Origin of the sequence: Vibrio alginolyticus NBRC 15630 = ATCC 17749 (genome assembly GCF_000354175.2) — a bacterium.
GTDB classification, from domain to species: Bacteria; Pseudomonadota; Gammaproteobacteria; order Enterobacterales; family Vibrionaceae; genus Vibrio; species Vibrio alginolyticus.
Window position 1 is genome coordinate 2,439,710 of record NC_022349.1, and the last position, 17,667, is coordinate 2,457,376.

Sequence of the window (17,667 nt, forward strand, 5' to 3'; positions counted from 1 at the left end):
GAAGGTGGGCTACATTTGTTAAAGTTACTTGATTGGTACTACTTTACTTCGTTTCAGCTTAGCAAGCTCCTCTCGAAGCTCCGCATTTTCATATTCAAGATCATCTATACGAGCTAATGCTTGAACCAGCTTATCGTTTAGATGGTGCTGTGCTGCCGCAAACAGAGCTAACTTCTCTCGCTCTGCCTCATACTTGGCCTTGTAGTTATCCTTGATGCGCTTTTGCTCTTTGAGCTTGGTGCGCACAGTCAGGATCTCTGGTTGGACTATTCCACCTTTGCCTGTCGCAATTTCACCTTTGGTCTGTTTAACTTTTTCCACGAAATCAGGATAGTAGTAACCGCTGCCATTGCCTAAATTTGCCTCTTCCTCGACAGCCCGTACACTGAGCTTGCGGTGAGTAGGAATGCGCTTAGGTTTACCCTGTTTAATACGCTCTAGGGCTGCCTCTAGTTTCAGTAGTGTATTTTCGCTCTTACTCATAAGTTGGCCGCCTTTAAGTCAGGTTCAAAAGGGGTAAAGGGCATATCAAAGTCAGCCATGACTTTTTCTGCAGCTCTTACTTGAGTGACATAGTGGCTATGTTCACTTACCGAAAATTCTTCGCCAGATTCCATGTAAGCAACTAGACTGCGGTGCTTTTTCTGCCACCACTTAGCCTGCTGCTCGTCAATGATGCTACTTCCAGAGCCACAATCAACACAGAACTGAGGAGTGACCACACCGTCCATATCGCAGTCATAACCAGATTTGCAATAACTGTGCATTGAGCCATGTAGTGTCAACTTACCATCCTTTACGGCTTTGTAGATAACATCCCATGAGCTATAAATAGTCGGTACATCTCCTCGCATTTTCATGATCGCTTTGCCATGAGTGCCTGATAGCGTTTCATCTGAGTGCCATTGTTTAAAGATTTTATTTGCGGTGGTTTCTGCATTGATTTCATCGAGTGTCTTTTGCACTTGCTCGTCAACTTTCAGATCCCGTAGGCTCGCCAGCCTCCCACCATTGGTGTACCACTCGGTCATCGCGAGGTATAAGTGCTTGAACTGTTGTTTGAGCGCTACTAATGTCCCTAGGCGGTTCTTAATGCAATAAAAGGCTAAAGTGCGCCTAAACTGATGAGTTGTCATGTGCCAAGGACTTCCAACCGTTACGTCTTTTTTTACACGGTTTAATGAGCGAGGGTTTGACTCAAGGCATTCTGCGAAATCCTTTTCAGTTACAATAAAATTGAATTGATTACAAAAACGTTGTAGTCGGTGATTCCATCCTGTAATCAATGTGGGGGGCTTGGAGCGGTATGATTTATTTACCCAAATCGAGTCTTTGTATTTTTTATCCGGGTAAGTGATTTCTTTGCGCCATTCTTCAGTTAATGTGGTCATTAACTCTATTGCAGTTTTGGAAGATGAAGCTGTGACCCATGTTTCTCGCTTATTGCCTAACTTAAAAGTGTGAGATTGGAGCATATGGAAATCACGTCCTTCAAAGGTATCCTTGTAATAACTTTTAGGCGTTAATTTATCGAGTTCGGAGTCTCGCATACCGCTAAAACCTCCACAAACGATATAGCAAGCATTAGTTATTTGACCCCAGTAGCGTTTAAAGTCCGTTCCATTGTTTAGTCTAATACTTGGTACTTTTGCGGCTAATGGAGCGATGAGGTCTTTAACTTTATGTGATTGGAACTCTTGAATTGCGGAAGTGTATTTTCGCTCGTCAATGCTACCGTCCTCATTCATGAATGAGTAGCGGTTCCCTTGCTTGATTTTTTCTTCAAGATTGCGCACTCCTTCATCATAGTTATGCTGTAGAGACTTCTCTGTATTCAAAATTAATTGTCTATATGGGTGGGCACCATTGACCAGTTCTATAGCTTTTCCATAAATGGCATCACATATACGTTCAGGTATAACAAGAGTTTGTTGTGCTTCATTGAAACTTATCCGTCTTGCTTCAGTGCTTGATTTTATTGGATTTAGGCCAAGCTCAAGCTTGTGCCATGACTCATCATTTATGGCGGTATTTATTGCCACAAAAGTAGACTCGATGGTTCCTTGGGCATAGTTACGATTTTGCAAGAAGTGTTCAAACTTAGTCCACACAACAGGCGAACCAAGATCTTTCAACGAGCTATAGTTACTCTCCATCAAGAAACTATAAACTACCTTTATATTATTTAGTCGAGTGCGAACGCTTGAGAACTTTACTGATTTTTTCTGTTTAGGACTTTTATTAAATAGCCAACCAAAACTCAGAAGCTTAAGTTCTCGTTGTAACTTAGGAGCACATTTGAATTCCTCTGTATTTAGATTGTTCTTATCTTTCTTTCGAGAGAAAGGTAAGCAATCCCAATTGTTTTGTCCAAAGGTGGCGGTAACGTTTCCGTCTTTATCCTTGCAGATGACGACGGCATCTAGCTCTTCATATCTTCTCTCATGGTAGAGCGTAACCACATCTACATCCTTGACCTTATGCTGTTGTGGAAAGTCAGGTAAATAGAGTTTAGATGTATCCATTATCTTACCTCGGCTGGTGATTTTGGAATTAAGCTTAAAACTGACTCGCTGTCATCCCAAGCGGGGTGCAGGCCATCATCATCGAGTTTGGTTTCTGCCTTTCTCAATATTTGTTTATTTATGTTTGGAAGTATTTTTTGATTGATAAACAGTATGATGTTTTCAAAGTTTTGTTTGTAATGGCTGACATCCAAATGAAGGAATAGTGATTCCTCAACACAGGACTTGAATGAGAGCAGGCACCAGATATCTGAGACTGACTGTACAATCACTTGGTCAGGACAGCCAAAGCACCCCAATAGGTCTGCACAGGCTAATCGTTCTCCCTCCTTAGCAAGTCCCTGTGTTTGGGCTTTCTTGGTGTACTTTTGGGACTTTTCACCGAATGGGGCAGCGCAGCTACCGCCATTAGAAGTACGGCTTAAATTGGGAAGGTTAATCTTGTTTTCTTCCTCGATAACCAGTACCTCAATACTGAGGTTTTTCTGAGCCTGCTTGGTGTTGACCCTGCTCTTGACCTGCTCCTCCCGAATTGACATCGTATCTTGCATCATGCCGTTATTTGCCAGCTTATTTCCCTCGCTATAGTGACGCTTGCGGGTGTTGGGCGTGTTGTTAAGCATAAGGTTATTAACCATTTCACCTTGATGATATGAGGTTAGTTGACAGCCTGTTTCACGAAAGCGGCTTATGCTGGGGCGTAAGCGTCTTCCCATTTGATCTGTGAAGGAAAAATGTTTTTCTACCCACTTTTTCAAAAAAGACTGAAGTCTTGAAGTCTGTAATTTTTGCACCTTTCGTGAGGCGATGGTTTGAAGAAGAGTCGCATCTTCATTTGTGCTAATTATTCTTGAAGCATTGAGTAGTTTGTCGAAAAAGGTCATGGCATACTTGGGTATTTCTAACTCGTGCTCACCTATCTCAACTTGAATAGTTTTAAATGCACGACGTTTAAAAGCGGGCATGGTATACCATGTTTCCCCTGTTGAAATTGATGCGTTATTAGGCTGCTTTAACCTAAATAAATCAGTGGTGTTAGCGTAAGTGTAATAAGCGAGTAGGTAGGTGGCTGCACACATCATCTTCGTTATGCCACCGCAAAGTTTATACTCTCTACCTTGCCATTCAAAGATCATGGTAGGCGTGCTTTTATGAGCTTGAATATGCGCTTCAGGATTTTTGATAAACTGTGAATATGTTTGATTGAAAAGACGTCTTAGAAATGGGAGTAGTTGTTTTAAATCGCTTTGAGTGTAGGATTCATAAGATTCTCTATCGCTATTATCCATGATAACCACGTTATTAAAGTAATAGTGTGGTAGATCAAGATATCGAGAAAATAGGGTGACCATATTAGCTCGTCTATTCTTATACGTGCTACTTTTGAGTTCGCCTAGCATTACTCTGGTTTGCAAGTGTACCATATACCCTTCTAATGAGCTTTGGGTAAATGCTGGCTCGCTTTCTTTATCGCACCACCTTAGGTATTGAGAGGCTTCAACATAAATGCCATAAAGTGAGTCGTGACTAACTCCTTCATCTATTTTTTCACTAAAACTGTCTTTTAACTGAAAAACGAACGCTTCACGATCTGCAAACTTGAATTGGTTGCTTTGTTGCAACTCTTTGCTTGATGGTAACTCATTGAATAAAAGGCGGTTAAAGTCTGCTAAAAGATTGTCCCTAACATCAAGCTTGATACAGAGGTCACTCCTCCATCCAGATAAATAGGTTAGCTCAGTCATCCTGACCTCGTAGCACATCGTGCATAATGGAATCGAGAATGCCAAACTTTACTTTGAACGCCTCTTTGCGTTTTAGAAAGCGTAAATACTTCCAAGTCGTACTTTCATCTTTATGCCCCATCCAGTCCATCAGAAGCTCCATACAGTCGACAAGGGGCAATCCAGCCTCTAGCAAGTCACTGAGGCGATAGGTGCCATAGGTGGCACGTAAATCATGGAAGCGATGGGTAAATGATGGCTCTGCCTGTTTTATTTCTGTCCTGAACTCAATCCACCTAGCTTCAATGGATTTCCCCGTAGCAGGGTTGCCTTGCTGGCTAACAAAAAGTGGTTCATGACGGTCACAGCGCTCCAGTATTTCAATGGTCTTCTGGGTGAAGGGGGGAGCATCGCTGTCTAATTGTTCTATTTTCTCGTTGAGCCTAGTAACACGCCTCAGACGGCGTTCTGAAATTCGATACTCATTCAATGATTGGAACAAGTCCGATGAAATCTCGACAGTCCGAGTCTTTAGGAACTTGGTTTGTACGCCTGTAGAGCGGGGGCATAACAGAATTTCAAAGCGATGTTGGCTCTCAGCAAGTGGAGTTGCAGTATCTAGCGCATCTAGTGTTAGGGTTGCTACTTCTTCAACCCGCATACCTGTATCAATCGCAAGCAAGGCTTGTAAGCGCAACTCTTCAGACGTTTGTGGAAGGTGCTGCGTTAAAATACCAAGAGCATCACGGCTTAGTGGAGATAGTGGCTTGATGTTTTTACTATCGGCATCCCTCGGTACTTTTATGCGTAAATCACTGGTCTCAACAATGAAAGTTGGAGATACGTGGGCAAGCATCCCACGATTCTGAACTGAGACGAACTCCATTTTGAATGGCGCTTCCTTCTCACTCTTTACGCTTAAGTAACCACCATGCATCAACCATTTATAGTAGTTGACGATTTGGTTCATACGAACACTGGCTGTGCTATGTGCAAGTTCGCCTTGTTTTATTTTCTTGAGTAGGTAGGAGCGGAACAGGTAAGTTGGCTTTAGCCGTTTGACTGGTGGGAATTTATCCCAATTCAACCCCTTGTCCTCAAGAAATTGATAGTAGGCACGCAATGCCTGTGCGCAGGGAGATAGGTCTTCTGCTTTCTTTACGACCTTGAGATAAAACAGGTAACTGTTGGCTTCGTGATTGAAGATGCCATCTTGCGAAAAGAGTGTTGGTAACGAACCGATATTGTCATTGGAAGGTTGGCAATGGAATGTACCATCATCCAGTTTTTGTAGTTCAGTCTCTTTGAAGACATCGCTGGAGTGTACAAGGTATGTCATAAATCATCCTGAAAGTATCACTGTCCATACATACAGCATAGACAGTGATTAATTATTTTCCAGAATTATTTACGTGTGTAAGATGCTTTTCCTACACTAACCCCTCATGGTAACGAACTCTTCAGAGCCCGTTGGGTGGATAGCCACAACAGAGTCGAAGTCTGCTTTGGTTGCGCCCATCTTCATTGCTACGCCGAAGCCTTGGATCATTTCATCTACCGTGAAACCGATGCCGTGTAGGCCAACAACCGTTTCTTCTTCGCCCGCACATACAAGCTTCATCTTACATGGTTGACGGTGCTTAGTAACAGCGGTGTACATCGCAGTAAAGCCAGATGTGTAGACTTTGATGTTGTCTTTGCCGTACTTCTCTTCTGCTTCTTGCGTTGTTAGACCGATAGTGCCGATTGGTGGGTGGCTAAATACCACAGTTGGTACCAAATCGTAGTCCATCTTCGCGTTTGGTTTGTTGTTGAAAAGACGCTCAGAAAGTTGACGACCCGCTTTCACTGCTACTGGTGTTAGTTCGATACCGCCTTCCATGATGTCACCCACACAGTAGATGCCTTTCACGTTAGTTTCTTGGTATTCGTCTACCTTGATGTAGCCTTTTTCGTTCGTTGCCACGCCGGTTGACGCTAGGTTGATTGCGTCTGTCGCAGGGTGACGACCGATTGCCCAAATCAGTTGGTCAACGTTTTGGCTTTCACCGTTTTCTAGGTGCAGAGTTAGGCTGCCATCGGCTTCTTTTACCACTTCTTTTGGTACAGAGTGGGTGTGCAGTTTTGGACCTTCTGCGTCCATCACTTCAACCAACGTATCGATGATCATTGGATCGAAGCTACGTAGTGGTGACTCTTTACGTACGAACAGGTGCGTTTCTGTACCTAGCGCGTGCAGTACGCCAGCAATTTCAACTGCGATGTAGCCTGCGCCCACAACCGCAACGCGTTTTGGTTGCTCTGCTAGGTCGAAGAAGCCGTTTGAATCGATGCCGTATTCAGCGCCTGGAATGTTCGGAATAGTAGGACGACCACCAACCGCGATCAGGATGTGATCTGCTGTGTAGTGTTCACCGTTTACTTCGACAGTTTTTTCGTCAACAAACTTAGCAAAGCCTTTAATCACGTTTACTTTGTTGTTGCCAAGAACGCGATCGTAAGATTGGTGAATACGACCAATGTACGCCTGACGGCTCTCAACTAGTTTGCTCCAGTTGAAACCTTTCACGTCGACATCAAAACCGTAATCTTCTGCGTACAGGTTCATTGCTTCTGCGATTTGCGCGCCATGCCACATCACTTTTTTCGGTACACAACCTACGTTGACACAGGTACCGCCAAGGTCTTGAGCTTCGATTAGCGCAACTTTCGCGCCGTACATCGCCGCACGGTTTGCAGATGCGATGCCGCCACTGCCGCCACCGATACAGATATAGTCAAAATGAGTCGCCATTACTTTCTCCAAGAGCTTATAAATTTTATCTGGTACATAGATAGATTGGGATGACCTTGTCCGAACTCAATGCCACCGTTATCCCACTATCATAAATCGAATTCGACTAATTCCTAAATGGGAAAAAGCGACAATACTTATGACAAATAGCGATGAGAGGCACAAAAAGAAGAATAAGCACGATTGGAGGGAGAAGGTGAGAGCATAAAAAAGCGCAACGAGAATATCGTTGCGCTTGAAGATAGCAGTACTGAAGTGCTTACTCTGGCACAATCCAGTCCACTTTCCAGTGGCCAGTTGCTGGTGCGATCGCGTCTTGCAGGAATGGCAGAATCTCTTTCATCTGGCTTTCCAGTTTCCATGGCGGGTTAATCACAATCATGCCGGATGCCGTCATGCCGCGCTCGTTGGTATCTGGTGCAACACCTAACTCGATTTGCAGAATTTTACGAATGCCCAGTGCTTCCAAGCCTTCGATCATATCTTCGATGTCGTGGCGGTTTACCACTGGGTACCAAATCGCGTAGATACCGGTTGCCCAACGTTTATGGCTCTGATGAATCGCTCGCACCACATCGCGGTACTCTTTCGCGAGTTCGTATGGTGGGTCAATCAGCACCAAACCACGACGCTCTTGTGGCGGTAAGCTTGCTTTGAGGCGTTGGAATCCGTCTTCTTTGAAGATGCTCACTTGGCGATCACGATGGAATTCTTGCTCTAACAATGGGTGATCGGCCGGGTGCAACTCGGTCAGCACCATACGATCTTGTGGGCGGATTTGCGCGCGCGCTACACGTGGTGAGCCTGGGTAGTAACGCAGCTTCTCGCCATTGTTGAGCACTTTAATGGCATCGATGTAGCTTTTGATGTCTTCAGGAATGCTTGGGTTATCCCAAATACGTGCGATGCCTTGTTTGTATTCGCCCGTTTTTTCAGACCATTCGTGAGTCAGATCGTAACGGCCCACACCCGAGTGGGTATCGTGATAAACGAATGGCTTATCTTTTTGTTTCAGCGCATCAAGAATGAGGCTTTGAACGATGTGTTTGACCACGTCGGCATGGTTGCCAGCGTGGAAGCTGTGGCGGTAACTTAACAAATTAAACTCTCGAAACACTCTTTGGCTGAGTGTGGTCTGTGATTTTCACTCTATGGCGGTATTATACTCAAGTAACTTAAAGATGTAGAACTTCCAATCAAATCTGTTCCTCTGATAAGGGGACGCTATTGAAATTTCTTTAAGTCACCCACACTTACTATTGGTAATCGAATTGAACTAGGTGAGTTTCTCGCACTCAAAAGGGTGTGAAATCTCATTTAGGTATAACAAGACTCAAGGACAGAGTAGCGCTGGTTGACTATAAGATGGTCATCGCGGCATAGAGAAAGGGAACGGAGCTCCCCCAATCCATGTTGCTGGCTCGTCTGTACATTGAGTTGGCCTATCTACACAAAATAGACAGGCAATCACAGAGTCAAAACACAAAAGGAATTATTCATGTCTAATCCTCTTCTGACGTTTACGGACCTACCTCCGTTTTCTCAAATTAAACCAGAACACATCAAGCCTGCCGTTGAGCAAGCGATTGCTGACTGCCGAGCAAAAATCGATGAAGTTCTACAAGACAACGCTCACCCAACTTGGGACAGTGTGATTGCGCCAATTGAAGAAGCGGATGATCGCTTAAGCCGCATCTGGTCGCCAGTGGGTCACATGAACTCGGTAGTGAACAGCGAAGAGCTACGTGAAGCTTACGAAAGTTGCCTACCAATTTTGTCAGAGTACGGCACTTGGGTTGGTCAGCATAAAGGGTTGTACGAAGCGTACAAAACCATCAAAGCGAGCGAAGAATTTGCAACGTTAACTCGTGCCCAGCAGAAAACCATCACTGATGCACTGCGTGATTTCGAGTTATCAGGCATTGGTTTGCCATCCGATGAGCAGCACCGTTACGGCGAGATCAGCAAACGTATGTCTGAGCTGAGCTCTAAATTCTCTAACAATGTGCTGGATGCCACCATGGGTTGGACCAAGCAAATCACAGACGAGAAAGACCTAGCAGGTATGCCAGAATCGGCGCTGGCAGCAGCGAAAGCTGCCGCAGAAGCAAAAGAGTTAGATGGTTACCTCATTACGCTAGATATCCCATCTTACCTACCTGTCATGACGTACTGCGATAACCAAGAGTTGCGTAAAGAAGTGTACGAAGCGTACGTGACGCGCGCTTCTGATCGAGGTCCAAACGCAGGCAAATGGGATAACTCAGAAATCATTACTGAGCAGCTAAAACTGCGCCATGAAATTTCACGTATGCTAGGTTTCAATACTTACAGTGAAAAGTCGTTAGCAACAAAGATGGCTGAAACGCCGGATCAAGTGCTGGGCTTCCTGAATGACCTAGCGACACGAGCGAAACCGCAAGGTGAACGTGAAGTCGAAGAGTTACGTCAGTTTGCGAAAAGTGAGTTTGGTGTTGAAGAGCTGAACGTTTGGGATATCGCTTACTACAGCGAGAAACAAAAGCAGCACCTGTTCCAAATTTCGGATGAAGAACTGCGCCCATACTTCCCAGAGTCAAAAGTCGTGAGCGGTCTGTTTGAAGTGCTAAACCGCGTGTTTGGCATGGCCGTTACTGAGCGCGAAGGCGTAGACACTTGGCATGAGTCCGTGCGCTTTTTCGATATCTTTGATGCTGAAGGCACACTCCGTGGCAGTTTCTACCTAGATCTCTACGCTCGTGAACACAAACGTGGCGGCGCGTGGATGGATGATTGTCGTGGTCGTCGCGTTACGCTATCTGGCGAGCTGCAAACGCCGGTTGCGTATCTAACGTGTAACTTCAACCGTCCAGTGGGCGACAAACCAGCACTGTTCACGCACGATGAAGTCGTGACGCTATTCCATGAGTTTGGTCATGGAATCCACCACATGTTGACGCAAGTTGATACAGGTGCTGTTTCAGGTATTAATGGCGTGCCTTGGGATGCGGTTGAGCTACCAAGTCAGTTCCTAGAAAACTGGTGTTGGGAAGAGGATGCGCTGGCGTTCATTTCTGGTCACTATGAGACAGGTGAGCCGCTACCTAAAGCGATGCTAGACAAAATGCTCGCAGCGAAAAACTTCCAATCTGCGATGGGTATTTTGCGTCAGCTAGAATTCGGCTTGTTCGACTTCACGCTTCACACCGAATATGACCCTGAAGTGGGTGCGCGTGTACTGGAAACTCTGGCGAAAGTGAAAGAGAAAGTAGCGGTAGTTCCTGCGGTTGAGTGGGCGCGTTTCTCACACAGCTTCGGCCATATTTTTGCTGGTGGCTACAGTGCGGGTTACTACAGCTACCTATGGGCTGAAGTGCTGTCGTCAGACGCGTATTCTCGCTTTGAAGAAGAAGGCATCTTCAACAAAGAGACGGGCCTAAGCTTCCTGAATAACATTCTAGAAATGGGGGGCAGTGAAGAGCCAATGGAGCTGTTCAAGCGCTTCCGTGGCCGCGAGCCACAAATCGATGCACTGTTGCGCCATTCGGGTATTGCGGCGTAAATTGAGCAAAAAACATCAAGGCCAACCGTTCAGTTGGCCTTTTTTGTACATTTTTTATAAAAAATTTTACGGATTTACGTTGCGGTTGATCGGGTTCTGCAACGATATCAATGTCTCTGTGGACTGAACCTCATCAATGGCTTGCAGCTTGTCGATCAGTACAAATTGCAGCTCTTCAATCGATTTGCACATCAATTTGACGAATATGTTATACGCGCCCGTGGTGTAGTAAGCTTCAACGACTTCGTCGAGCGCGTTGAGTTTTTCTAACGCGGAGTGGTAATCACGAGCTGCATTGAGGTTAATACCAATAAAGCAGCACACATCGTAGCCAAGCTTTTTGGTATTGATGATCACCTCCGTTCCTTCGATGATGTCCGCCGACTTCATCTTCTCGATACGCACATGGATAGTGGCAGGGCTGACATCGAACTGCTTTGCCATTTCTGCGTAGGGCGTTCTGGCGTCAGCCATCAGTGTTTTTAATATTGCGCGGTCAAGGTCGTCGAGTTTCGGCAGGCTCGCATTCATACTATGATTTCCGTTAGGGATAGAGTTTTACCTCCCTTTTATACTCATAGCGGATAGGATTCACAAGGTTTGGCAGGAGTAACTGCGGGTTAACTCCGAGCTATGGAGATAATGTGCAGCGTTTTCTGGTTATTGCCGCGCTATGTTGGAGCGCGTTTGCTACGGCCTCAGATCCGAAGGTGTTGGTCGTGCACTCCTATCATCAGGGTTTTTTCTGGACGGACTCCATACAGCGAGGCATCGAGCAACAGCTGGGCGATCGAGCGCTGGACATGCGTGTGCTCTATCTAGACTCGAAACGTAACCAGAGTGAGCAGTTTTTTGCACAACTAAAATCCTTATATCTTACGAAATTACGCAAAGAGCGATTCGATGCCATTTTAGTGAGCGATAACAATGCGCTTGAACTCATGCAGCGTTTAGCCCCAATCATCAAAGACACCCCAGTTATATTTAACGGCATTAATAACTACCATCCTTCTTTACATCGTTCTCTGAATGCAACCGGAGTCATGGAAGATGTCGATTTGGAAGCGAATCTCGCTCTTATTGAGCGCTTACATCCGAACTACACACAAGTTCTCATCGTCAGTGACCACTCGGTGACCGGTGAGGTGTTGCGTTATCAAATCGACAATTTTGTCCTCAAGTTCCCGCAATATCGAGACAAAATCGTACAAGTTGTCCCAGACAGTATCATCGATCTAAAACAACAAGTCGCAAAACTGAGTTCCGATAAAGTCGTCTTGTTCTGGACCTATTACCGAGATAAACAAGGTATGGTTGGCAGCGAGCGTGACTGGGTTGGTGTCAACAAAGTCTCAAACGCGCCGCTGTTTATGGTGCATGACATTGGTTTGGGTCATGGCGCAGTTGGAGGGGTTATTCAAAGTGGTTATCGGCATGGTATTGAGAGTGCAGAGATGCTTGAATTCGTTTTGGATAACCCTGATCAGCCTCTGCCTGCCGTGAAAAAAAGTGATTCTGAAATAAAGCTCGATTACCAAGCGGTAGCGCGTTGGGGATTGGGGGCTGAACAAGAGGTTTCTGCGGTATTTTTTAATAAGCCAATGAAGCTTTCTGAACGTTTTGCCAAGGAAATTCGCCTGTTTGGTAGTCTGTTTGTGGTGATGTCGGTGGTCATTTTGCTGATGGGTTATTATTTACAGCGGATGCGTCGCAGTGAGAGCGCTGCGCGAGAAAGCCAGGCTATTCTAGAATCGATTTTCGATCAGAGCATGCAGTATATGGGCATTTTGGATGCCAACGGTGTGCTTAAATCGGGCAACGATCACCTTCAATCCTTACTTTATCACCAAGGACTGCGCTTAGACCGACCACTTTGGTTTCACCCCAACTGGAGTGAAAAAGCACAAGCGTTGCTTGAGGAGTATTTCCACGCGCCTCACCATCAAGTGTCGACGTTTGAAGCTGAAATTTGGAGTAAAGAACACGGCGCCTTGGTATTAGAAGTTTCGCTCAAGCCTTTTTCTCAGCAAGTAGGGAATCATAAGCAATACTTGTTTGAAGCGCGCGATATTACCAGTCGTAAATTGATGGAGGACAAGCTCTACCAACGTGAGTCAACCCTACGCAACTATTATGAGCAGCAGCCCGTGATGATGGTGACGCTTGATAGTAATAACCGAATTCAAGAAGTGAATCGATTTGCTCAACTACTTCTTGGCTACAAACCGATGGACATGCTCGGACATCGCCTGAGGGAGTTCTATTTTGATGACAAAGTGCTGTTCCCTCGCCAAGTGTTATTGCAACCCAACCAGCAAGTGCATGGTGTTTGGCGACGTGAAGTCGAGTATCGTCATGCAAATGGTCATCGTGTTTGGGTGCGCGAGAATATTCGTCCGCTGAGTGAATCTGAGCAACTGCTGATTGTGGGCGAAGATATTACCGAAACCAAACTGCTCTCCGAGAAATTGGAATACCAAGCTCGCTATGACTTACTGACGGGGACTTACAACAGAAACCATTTTGAACTAGAGCTTAAGACCGCACTGTGCGAAGTGGACAGCCATCGTCGAGTCCACGCCATGTTGTACCTCGACTTAGATCAACTAAAAGTCCTCAATGATACGGTTGGGCATGATGCAGGTGATGCGGCGATTCAATTCTGCGCCAGTATGCTGGAAGGCGTTCTGCCGTACAATTCCATCTTGGCTCGAATGGGAGGCGATGAGTTTGCGGTGTTACTCAAAGACTGTGACGAATATGGCGCCATCAATATTGCCAAACTGATCATCTCGACACTAAGCGAACACCTCTTTATTTGGGAAGACACACGCCTGTTCATCAGTTGCTCAATTGGTATCCGTATCATCGATCATACCGCTGATACGCCACAAATGGTGCATGCTCAAGCAGACTCTGCTTGTCACGCCGCTAAAGAGCAAGGCCGTAACCGCTATAATCTATTCAGCTTAGATAACGAAGAGTTGCAGCGTCGTCAGATGGAAATGCAGAGCGTCAATTTGGTGCATGAGGCATTGTCGAATCAACGTTTAGAACTGTTTGCTCAACCGATAAAAAGCTTACAAAAGCACGAGACTCAAATGTATTTTGAGATTTTGGTGCGTATTCGCAATGGGTACGGTGATTATGTTTCTCCTGCGCTGTTTATCCCTGCTTCCGAGCGCTACAACATTGCCCATTGGATTGATAAGCAGGTTATTACTCAAACGCTAGAGTGGTTTGAACAGCGTCCTGAGGTGGTTGAACAGCTTGGTCGCTGTTCGATAAACCTTTCAGGTCAATCTATGGGGAATCAAGAGTTTATTGACTTCTTATTGGAGCGATTGGAAAGTTCGACTCTGCCGTGTGAAAAAATCTGCTTAGAAATCACCGAGACAGCGGCGATGAGCAATCTGGATCAAGCCATTGAGCTGTTTACCAAGCTAAAGGCTTTGGGTTGTATGATTGCATTGGATGATTTCGGATCTGGATTGTCTTCATTTGGTTACTTAAAGAAACTTCCTGTCGATATCGTGAAAATTGATGGTCTTTTCGTGCAAGATATCAACGTAAATGAAATGGACCGCGTGATGGTTCGTTCAATCAATGACTTGGCGAAGCAACTAGGTAAAGTGACGGTGGCGGAGTTTGTCGAAAATGACCAGGTTATGCAGCATTTGATAGACCTCGGTGTGGACTACGGTCAAGGCTACGGTATTGGTCATCCTAAGCCGCTTTCTGAGCTAGTGGAGCAACTGACGGTTGTATAACCTCTTCGTAGCAAGCTCAACCTAGCATTAATAGGTAACTTAGGTATACACTCAGCGCCAGTTACCTCGATTTTTATTGGAGCCTCCTTTTGCAACTGCAATTGATCTGTGAAAACCCGTCTCAACAATCTCATCTTGATGAACTCGCTGCGCGTTGGCGGCTTTCTCATACTGACGATAGCGATTTTGCTTTGGTGCTAACCACCGAGCGTTTGGAGCTACGTAAAGTGGATGAGCCAAAGCTGGGTGCAATCTTTGTGGATTTGATTGGTGGTGCGGTCGGTCATCGTCGCAAGTTCGGTGGTGGTAAAGGTCAGGCAATTGCGAAAGCGGCGGGGTTGAACAAAGGGGCAACGCCAACCGTGTTAGACGGCACGGCAGGTCTTGGTCGTGATGCGTTTGTGCTCGCCTCGCTAGGTTGTAAAGTGCAGATGGTCGAGCGTCATCCAGTCGTAGCGGCTTTGTTAGATGATGGCTTGGATCGAGCGAAACAAGACTCAGAAATCGGCACCTGGGTATCTGAGCGCATGTCGCTAATCCATGCTTCTAGCCATGATGCGCTGGAACAATTGGCGCAAGATAAAGACTTTGTCCAGCCAGATGTGGTGTATCTTGACCCGATGTATCCGCACCCAGAAAATAAAAAGAAGTCGGCGCTCGTGAAAAAAGAAATGCGCGTTTTCCAATCGTTGGTTGGCGCCGATTTGGACGCCGATGGCCTACTAGAACCAGCCATGGCGTTAGCCACAAAGCGTGTAGTAGTTAAACGCCCAGACTATGCTAACTGGCTGAACGAGAAAAAACCGACCATGGCGATTGAAACGAAAAAAAATCGCTTCGATGTCTATGTTAAAGCATCGATGGCATAACTTCCTGACGGCTCAACTTTTCTTGTCACAGTACGGTGTATCGTGCTGTGACTCGGCTTCTCTTTCCTCGTCTCTATTGATAGTTTTCTCTTGCTAATTCCCTTTCCTGACTGTATATCTAACTAAGAATTATTATTATTTCACTTGTTGTGATGCGGTCGATAACTGGGAAGCTGGAGTAGTAGAATGGCTAAACGTTTATGTAAAATGAGTCGCAAACAGATCGCGGCAGAACTTGGTGATATCCATCGTTTAGTTGTCGCACCAAAATTCGTTTGTCGTTCTTGCGCACGCTCTTCATCGGCCAAAGATACCCTTTGTAAGCCAGCCGCAATTCCTCCACAAAAATGCCAAGACAAGCCATTGAGTGAGCAACAAGCATGTGGCTTATTGGTTGAAGCTCTGCCATCACAAGCGATTCCAGTGACCACTAAACAAAGCAACGAAAAAGCCGCGATTGTGAAGCGTGTTGTTGAGCGCGTGAAAGAGAAAAAACAAGCCGAAAAATCTCCGGAGCCAGTAAGAGCCGACGCATCAGTATGGTTTGATTTAGCGGATAAAAAATCGCTCAAGAAAGCGAAAAAAGCACTGAAAAAGCACTATAAGCAGCAAAAGAAGTTGCTAAAAGTGGCGAAAAAACAACAAAAGTTACTTAAGCGTCAGCGTAAACTGGAAGCGCGTAATGCGAAACTAGAAGTGTTGCTGCCAACGCCACCTAATGCTTTGATGAACGCAATCTCACAAGCCAAAGTGCATTAATCAAATAAAAAAAACGCTCTCCAGTCGGAGAGCGTTTTTTATTGTCGAAATGTTTATAGGATTAGCTGCGTTACTTATTGGCGTAGCTCATCTCTACGCGCTTTTTCACCCAGGTTTCGTTAATCCATAGGGATAGCATGATGATCGCACCGCCAATGGCGAGTCGCATGACATCAACATCGCGGTTCCAAATCACAATGTTTACAATCAAGCCCGCCGGAACCAATGCATTGTTCATTACTGCCAGTGCACCTGCGTTCACCATAGTCGCGCCTTTGTTCCAAGCAAAGTAACCAAAACCAGAAGCAATCAACCCAAGGTATGTCAGAATGCCCCATTGTGTTGCAGTGGTAGGTAGTTTGTCGAGGTTACCCATGAGCGCGAAAGCCACGGTTGCTACACAAAGTGCACCTAAGTAGAAGTAGCCAAACACGGTGTGTTGTGGCAAATCGACGGGTTCACTCTCCATGATATATTTGTAGCCCACCTGACCGATGGCAAAGCAGAGGTTTGCTCCTTGTACGACCAAAAAGCCCAGTAGGAAATCTTCATTAATGCCTGCAAATTTAATCCAGGCGGCACCAAATACGGCTATTGCAGCGGTAACTAAGTACCAAGGTGAAAAGCGACCTTTCAAGAAGTCATAGATTAGCGTGACGTAAATGGGTGTGAATACGGTGAACAGCAATACTTCTGGCACGGAAAGGAGTAAAAAAGATTGGTAGTAGAAGCAATACATCAAACCGAGCTGGAAGCCACCGACGGTCATCAGTTTCGCGATCAGGGATTTGCTAACGCCACGGAATTTCAAAAAGGGAATGAAAACCAGGCTCGCCAGTGCCACGCGCATGAACACCGAGAACCAAGAATCAACCTGACCGGCGAGGTAAACGCCGATCAGGCTAAATGAGAATGCCCAAAGTAGGGTAACTGCGGATAGATAAGCCATGGATGAGAATCTTTATCAACAACAAATGTGCCCGCAGTCTAACCAAGTTTTATCGTTGCGCCAATCAGTCTTTTAGCGGTACGACCAGCATATCGACTGGTGAGCAGTTAATAAGCTGTCGAGTCGAAGATAGAATCTTGCTCCAGAAATCTTGGTGATGACCACAAACCACCAAATCGATACTGTAGTCTTGAATGGTATCGCACAGCTCATTACTCAAATCGCCACTACCGACCAAGGTATGGGCAATTGGGTATTGCGCATATTCTGCGAAGTTTGCCAATTGTGTGCGCGATGCTTCCATTGCTTGATGTTGCGCTTCTGCCATATTGATATCGATAAGCCCAGTGTAGAGTTCTGCGTAGTTCACGTCGATGTGAATAAAAGAGACTTTCGCATCCAGAGGTTTAGCCAGTGATACGGCTTTCTTAATCAACACTTTACTGTCGTCTGAAAGGTCGACTGCCACAAGTATGTGTTTGTAACTCATATTGCTATCTCCTTGTAAGGTCATAGTTTTAGATTAGCACCAACCCCAAAAAAAATTTGCTGAAGTGATCTCATATCGGTGCCGTAGGTACAAAGTCTTGTCTCAGTAATCATGTTATAGTGGCGTTATACCCAAGTGACTTTGATATGCTGAAATAAGCGTAGTGTTACTGACTAGAGTTGAAGTGAAACTTCGCCGTGTCTGCCGACCAAGCTATTCTCGCAGCGTCACTTATTTCGAGGTTAC

13 protein-coding genes are annotated in these 17,667 nt (G+C 45.5%); 4 read left to right on the forward strand and 9 right to left on the reverse strand.

Features of this window, described 5'->3' with window-relative positions; genetic code table 11:
• Window positions 1-24: 24 nt before the first annotated feature.
• The 6 genes from N646_RS11225 to N646_RS11250 form a co-directional block, all read right to left on the reverse strand.
• Window positions 25-483: a hypothetical protein gene (locus tag N646_RS11225; protein WP_017821121.1), complete on the reverse strand. Its 459-nt coding sequence runs from the start codon at window positions 481-483 to the stop codon at window positions 25-27.
• Window positions 480-2,525: a site-specific integrase gene (locus tag N646_RS11230; protein ID WP_017821120.1), complete on the reverse strand. Its 2,046-nt coding sequence runs from the start codon at window positions 2,523-2,525 to the stop codon at window positions 480-482. The genes N646_RS11225 and N646_RS11230 overlap by 4 nt, the downstream gene beginning before the upstream one ends.
• The gene (locus N646_RS11235; protein WP_017821119.1) at window positions 2,525-4,270 is read right to left on the reverse strand and encodes a hypothetical protein; all 1,746 of its coding nucleotides are present in this window, start codon (window positions 4,268-4,270) and stop codon (window positions 2,525-2,527) included. Before N646_RS11235 ends, N646_RS11230 begins: the two co-directional genes overlap by 1 nt.
• Window positions 4,263-5,588 carry a tyrosine-type recombinase/integrase gene (locus N646_RS11240; protein ID WP_017821118.1) on the reverse strand — a complete coding sequence of 442 codons (1,326 nt, stop codon included), beginning with the start codon at window positions 5,586-5,588 and terminating at the stop codon, window positions 4,263-4,265. The genes N646_RS11235 and N646_RS11240 overlap by 8 nt, the downstream gene beginning before the upstream one ends.
• Window positions 5,589-5,684: 96 nt before the next feature.
• Window positions 5,685-7,043 (reverse strand): glutathione-disulfide reductase, encoded by a 1,359-nt coding sequence (gene gorA / locus N646_RS11245; RefSeq protein WP_017821117.1) that lies wholly within the window; start codon window positions 7,041-7,043, stop codon window positions 5,685-5,687.
• 259 nt (window positions 7,044-7,302) lie between these two features.
• The gene (locus N646_RS11250; protein ID WP_005379158.1) at window positions 7,303-8,142 is read right to left on the reverse strand and encodes a 23S rRNA (adenine(2030)-N(6))-methyltransferase RlmJ; all 840 of its coding nucleotides are present in this window, start codon (window positions 8,140-8,142) and stop codon (window positions 7,303-7,305) included.
• Window positions 8,143-8,541: 399 nt separating this feature from the next.
• Here N646_RS11250 and prlC point away from each other — a divergent pair, with 399 nt between their 5' ends.
• Window positions 8,542-10,584: an oligopeptidase A gene (gene prlC / locus N646_RS11255; RefSeq protein ID WP_017821116.1), complete on the forward strand. Its 2,043-nt coding sequence runs from the start codon at window positions 8,542-8,544 to the stop codon at window positions 10,582-10,584.
• A gap of 66 nt (window positions 10,585-10,650) precedes the next feature.
• On the opposite strand, the gene asnC is transcribed toward prlC, so the two are convergent.
• Window positions 10,651-11,115: a transcriptional regulator AsnC gene (asnC, locus tag N646_RS11260; protein WP_005389595.1), complete on the reverse strand. Its 465-nt coding sequence runs from the start codon at window positions 11,113-11,115 to the stop codon at window positions 10,651-10,653.
• A gap of 113 nt (window positions 11,116-11,228) precedes the next feature.
• On the opposite strand from asnC, the gene N646_RS11265 reads away from it, so the two are divergent.
• The 3 genes from N646_RS11265 to N646_RS11275 all read left to right on the forward strand — a co-directional run bounded on the left by N646_RS11265 (window position 11,229) and on the right by N646_RS11275 (window position 15,982).
• The gene (locus tag N646_RS11265) at window positions 11,229-14,354 is read left to right on the forward strand and encodes an EAL domain-containing protein (RefSeq protein ID WP_017821115.1); all 3,126 of its coding nucleotides are present in this window, start codon (window positions 11,229-11,231) and stop codon (window positions 14,352-14,354) included.
• Between the two features lie 89 nt (window positions 14,355-14,443).
• The gene (locus N646_RS11270; RefSeq protein WP_017821114.1) at window positions 14,444-15,223 is read left to right on the forward strand and encodes a class I SAM-dependent methyltransferase; all 780 of its coding nucleotides are present in this window, start codon (window positions 14,444-14,446) and stop codon (window positions 15,221-15,223) included.
• A 186-nt stretch (window positions 15,224-15,409) separates the two neighbouring features.
• The gene (locus N646_RS11275) at window positions 15,410-15,982 is read left to right on the forward strand and encodes a hypothetical protein (protein WP_017821113.1); all 573 of its coding nucleotides are present in this window, start codon (window positions 15,410-15,412) and stop codon (window positions 15,980-15,982) included.
• Between the two features lie 70 nt (window positions 15,983-16,052).
• Here N646_RS11275 and N646_RS11280 read toward each other — a convergent pair whose 3' ends face one another.
• A complete protein-coding gene (locus tag N646_RS11280) occupies window positions 16,053-16,931 on the reverse strand; it encodes a carboxylate/amino acid/amine transporter (RefSeq protein ID WP_017821112.1) in 879 nt (292 codons plus the stop codon).
• Window positions 16,932-16,995: 64 nt separating this feature from the next.
• Window positions 16,996-17,421, reverse strand: a complete 426-nt coding sequence (uspA, locus tag N646_RS11285) for a universal stress protein UspA (protein ID WP_005379165.1) — start codon at window positions 17,419-17,421, stop codon at window positions 16,996-16,998.
• Window positions 17,422-17,667: the final 246 nt, after the last annotated feature.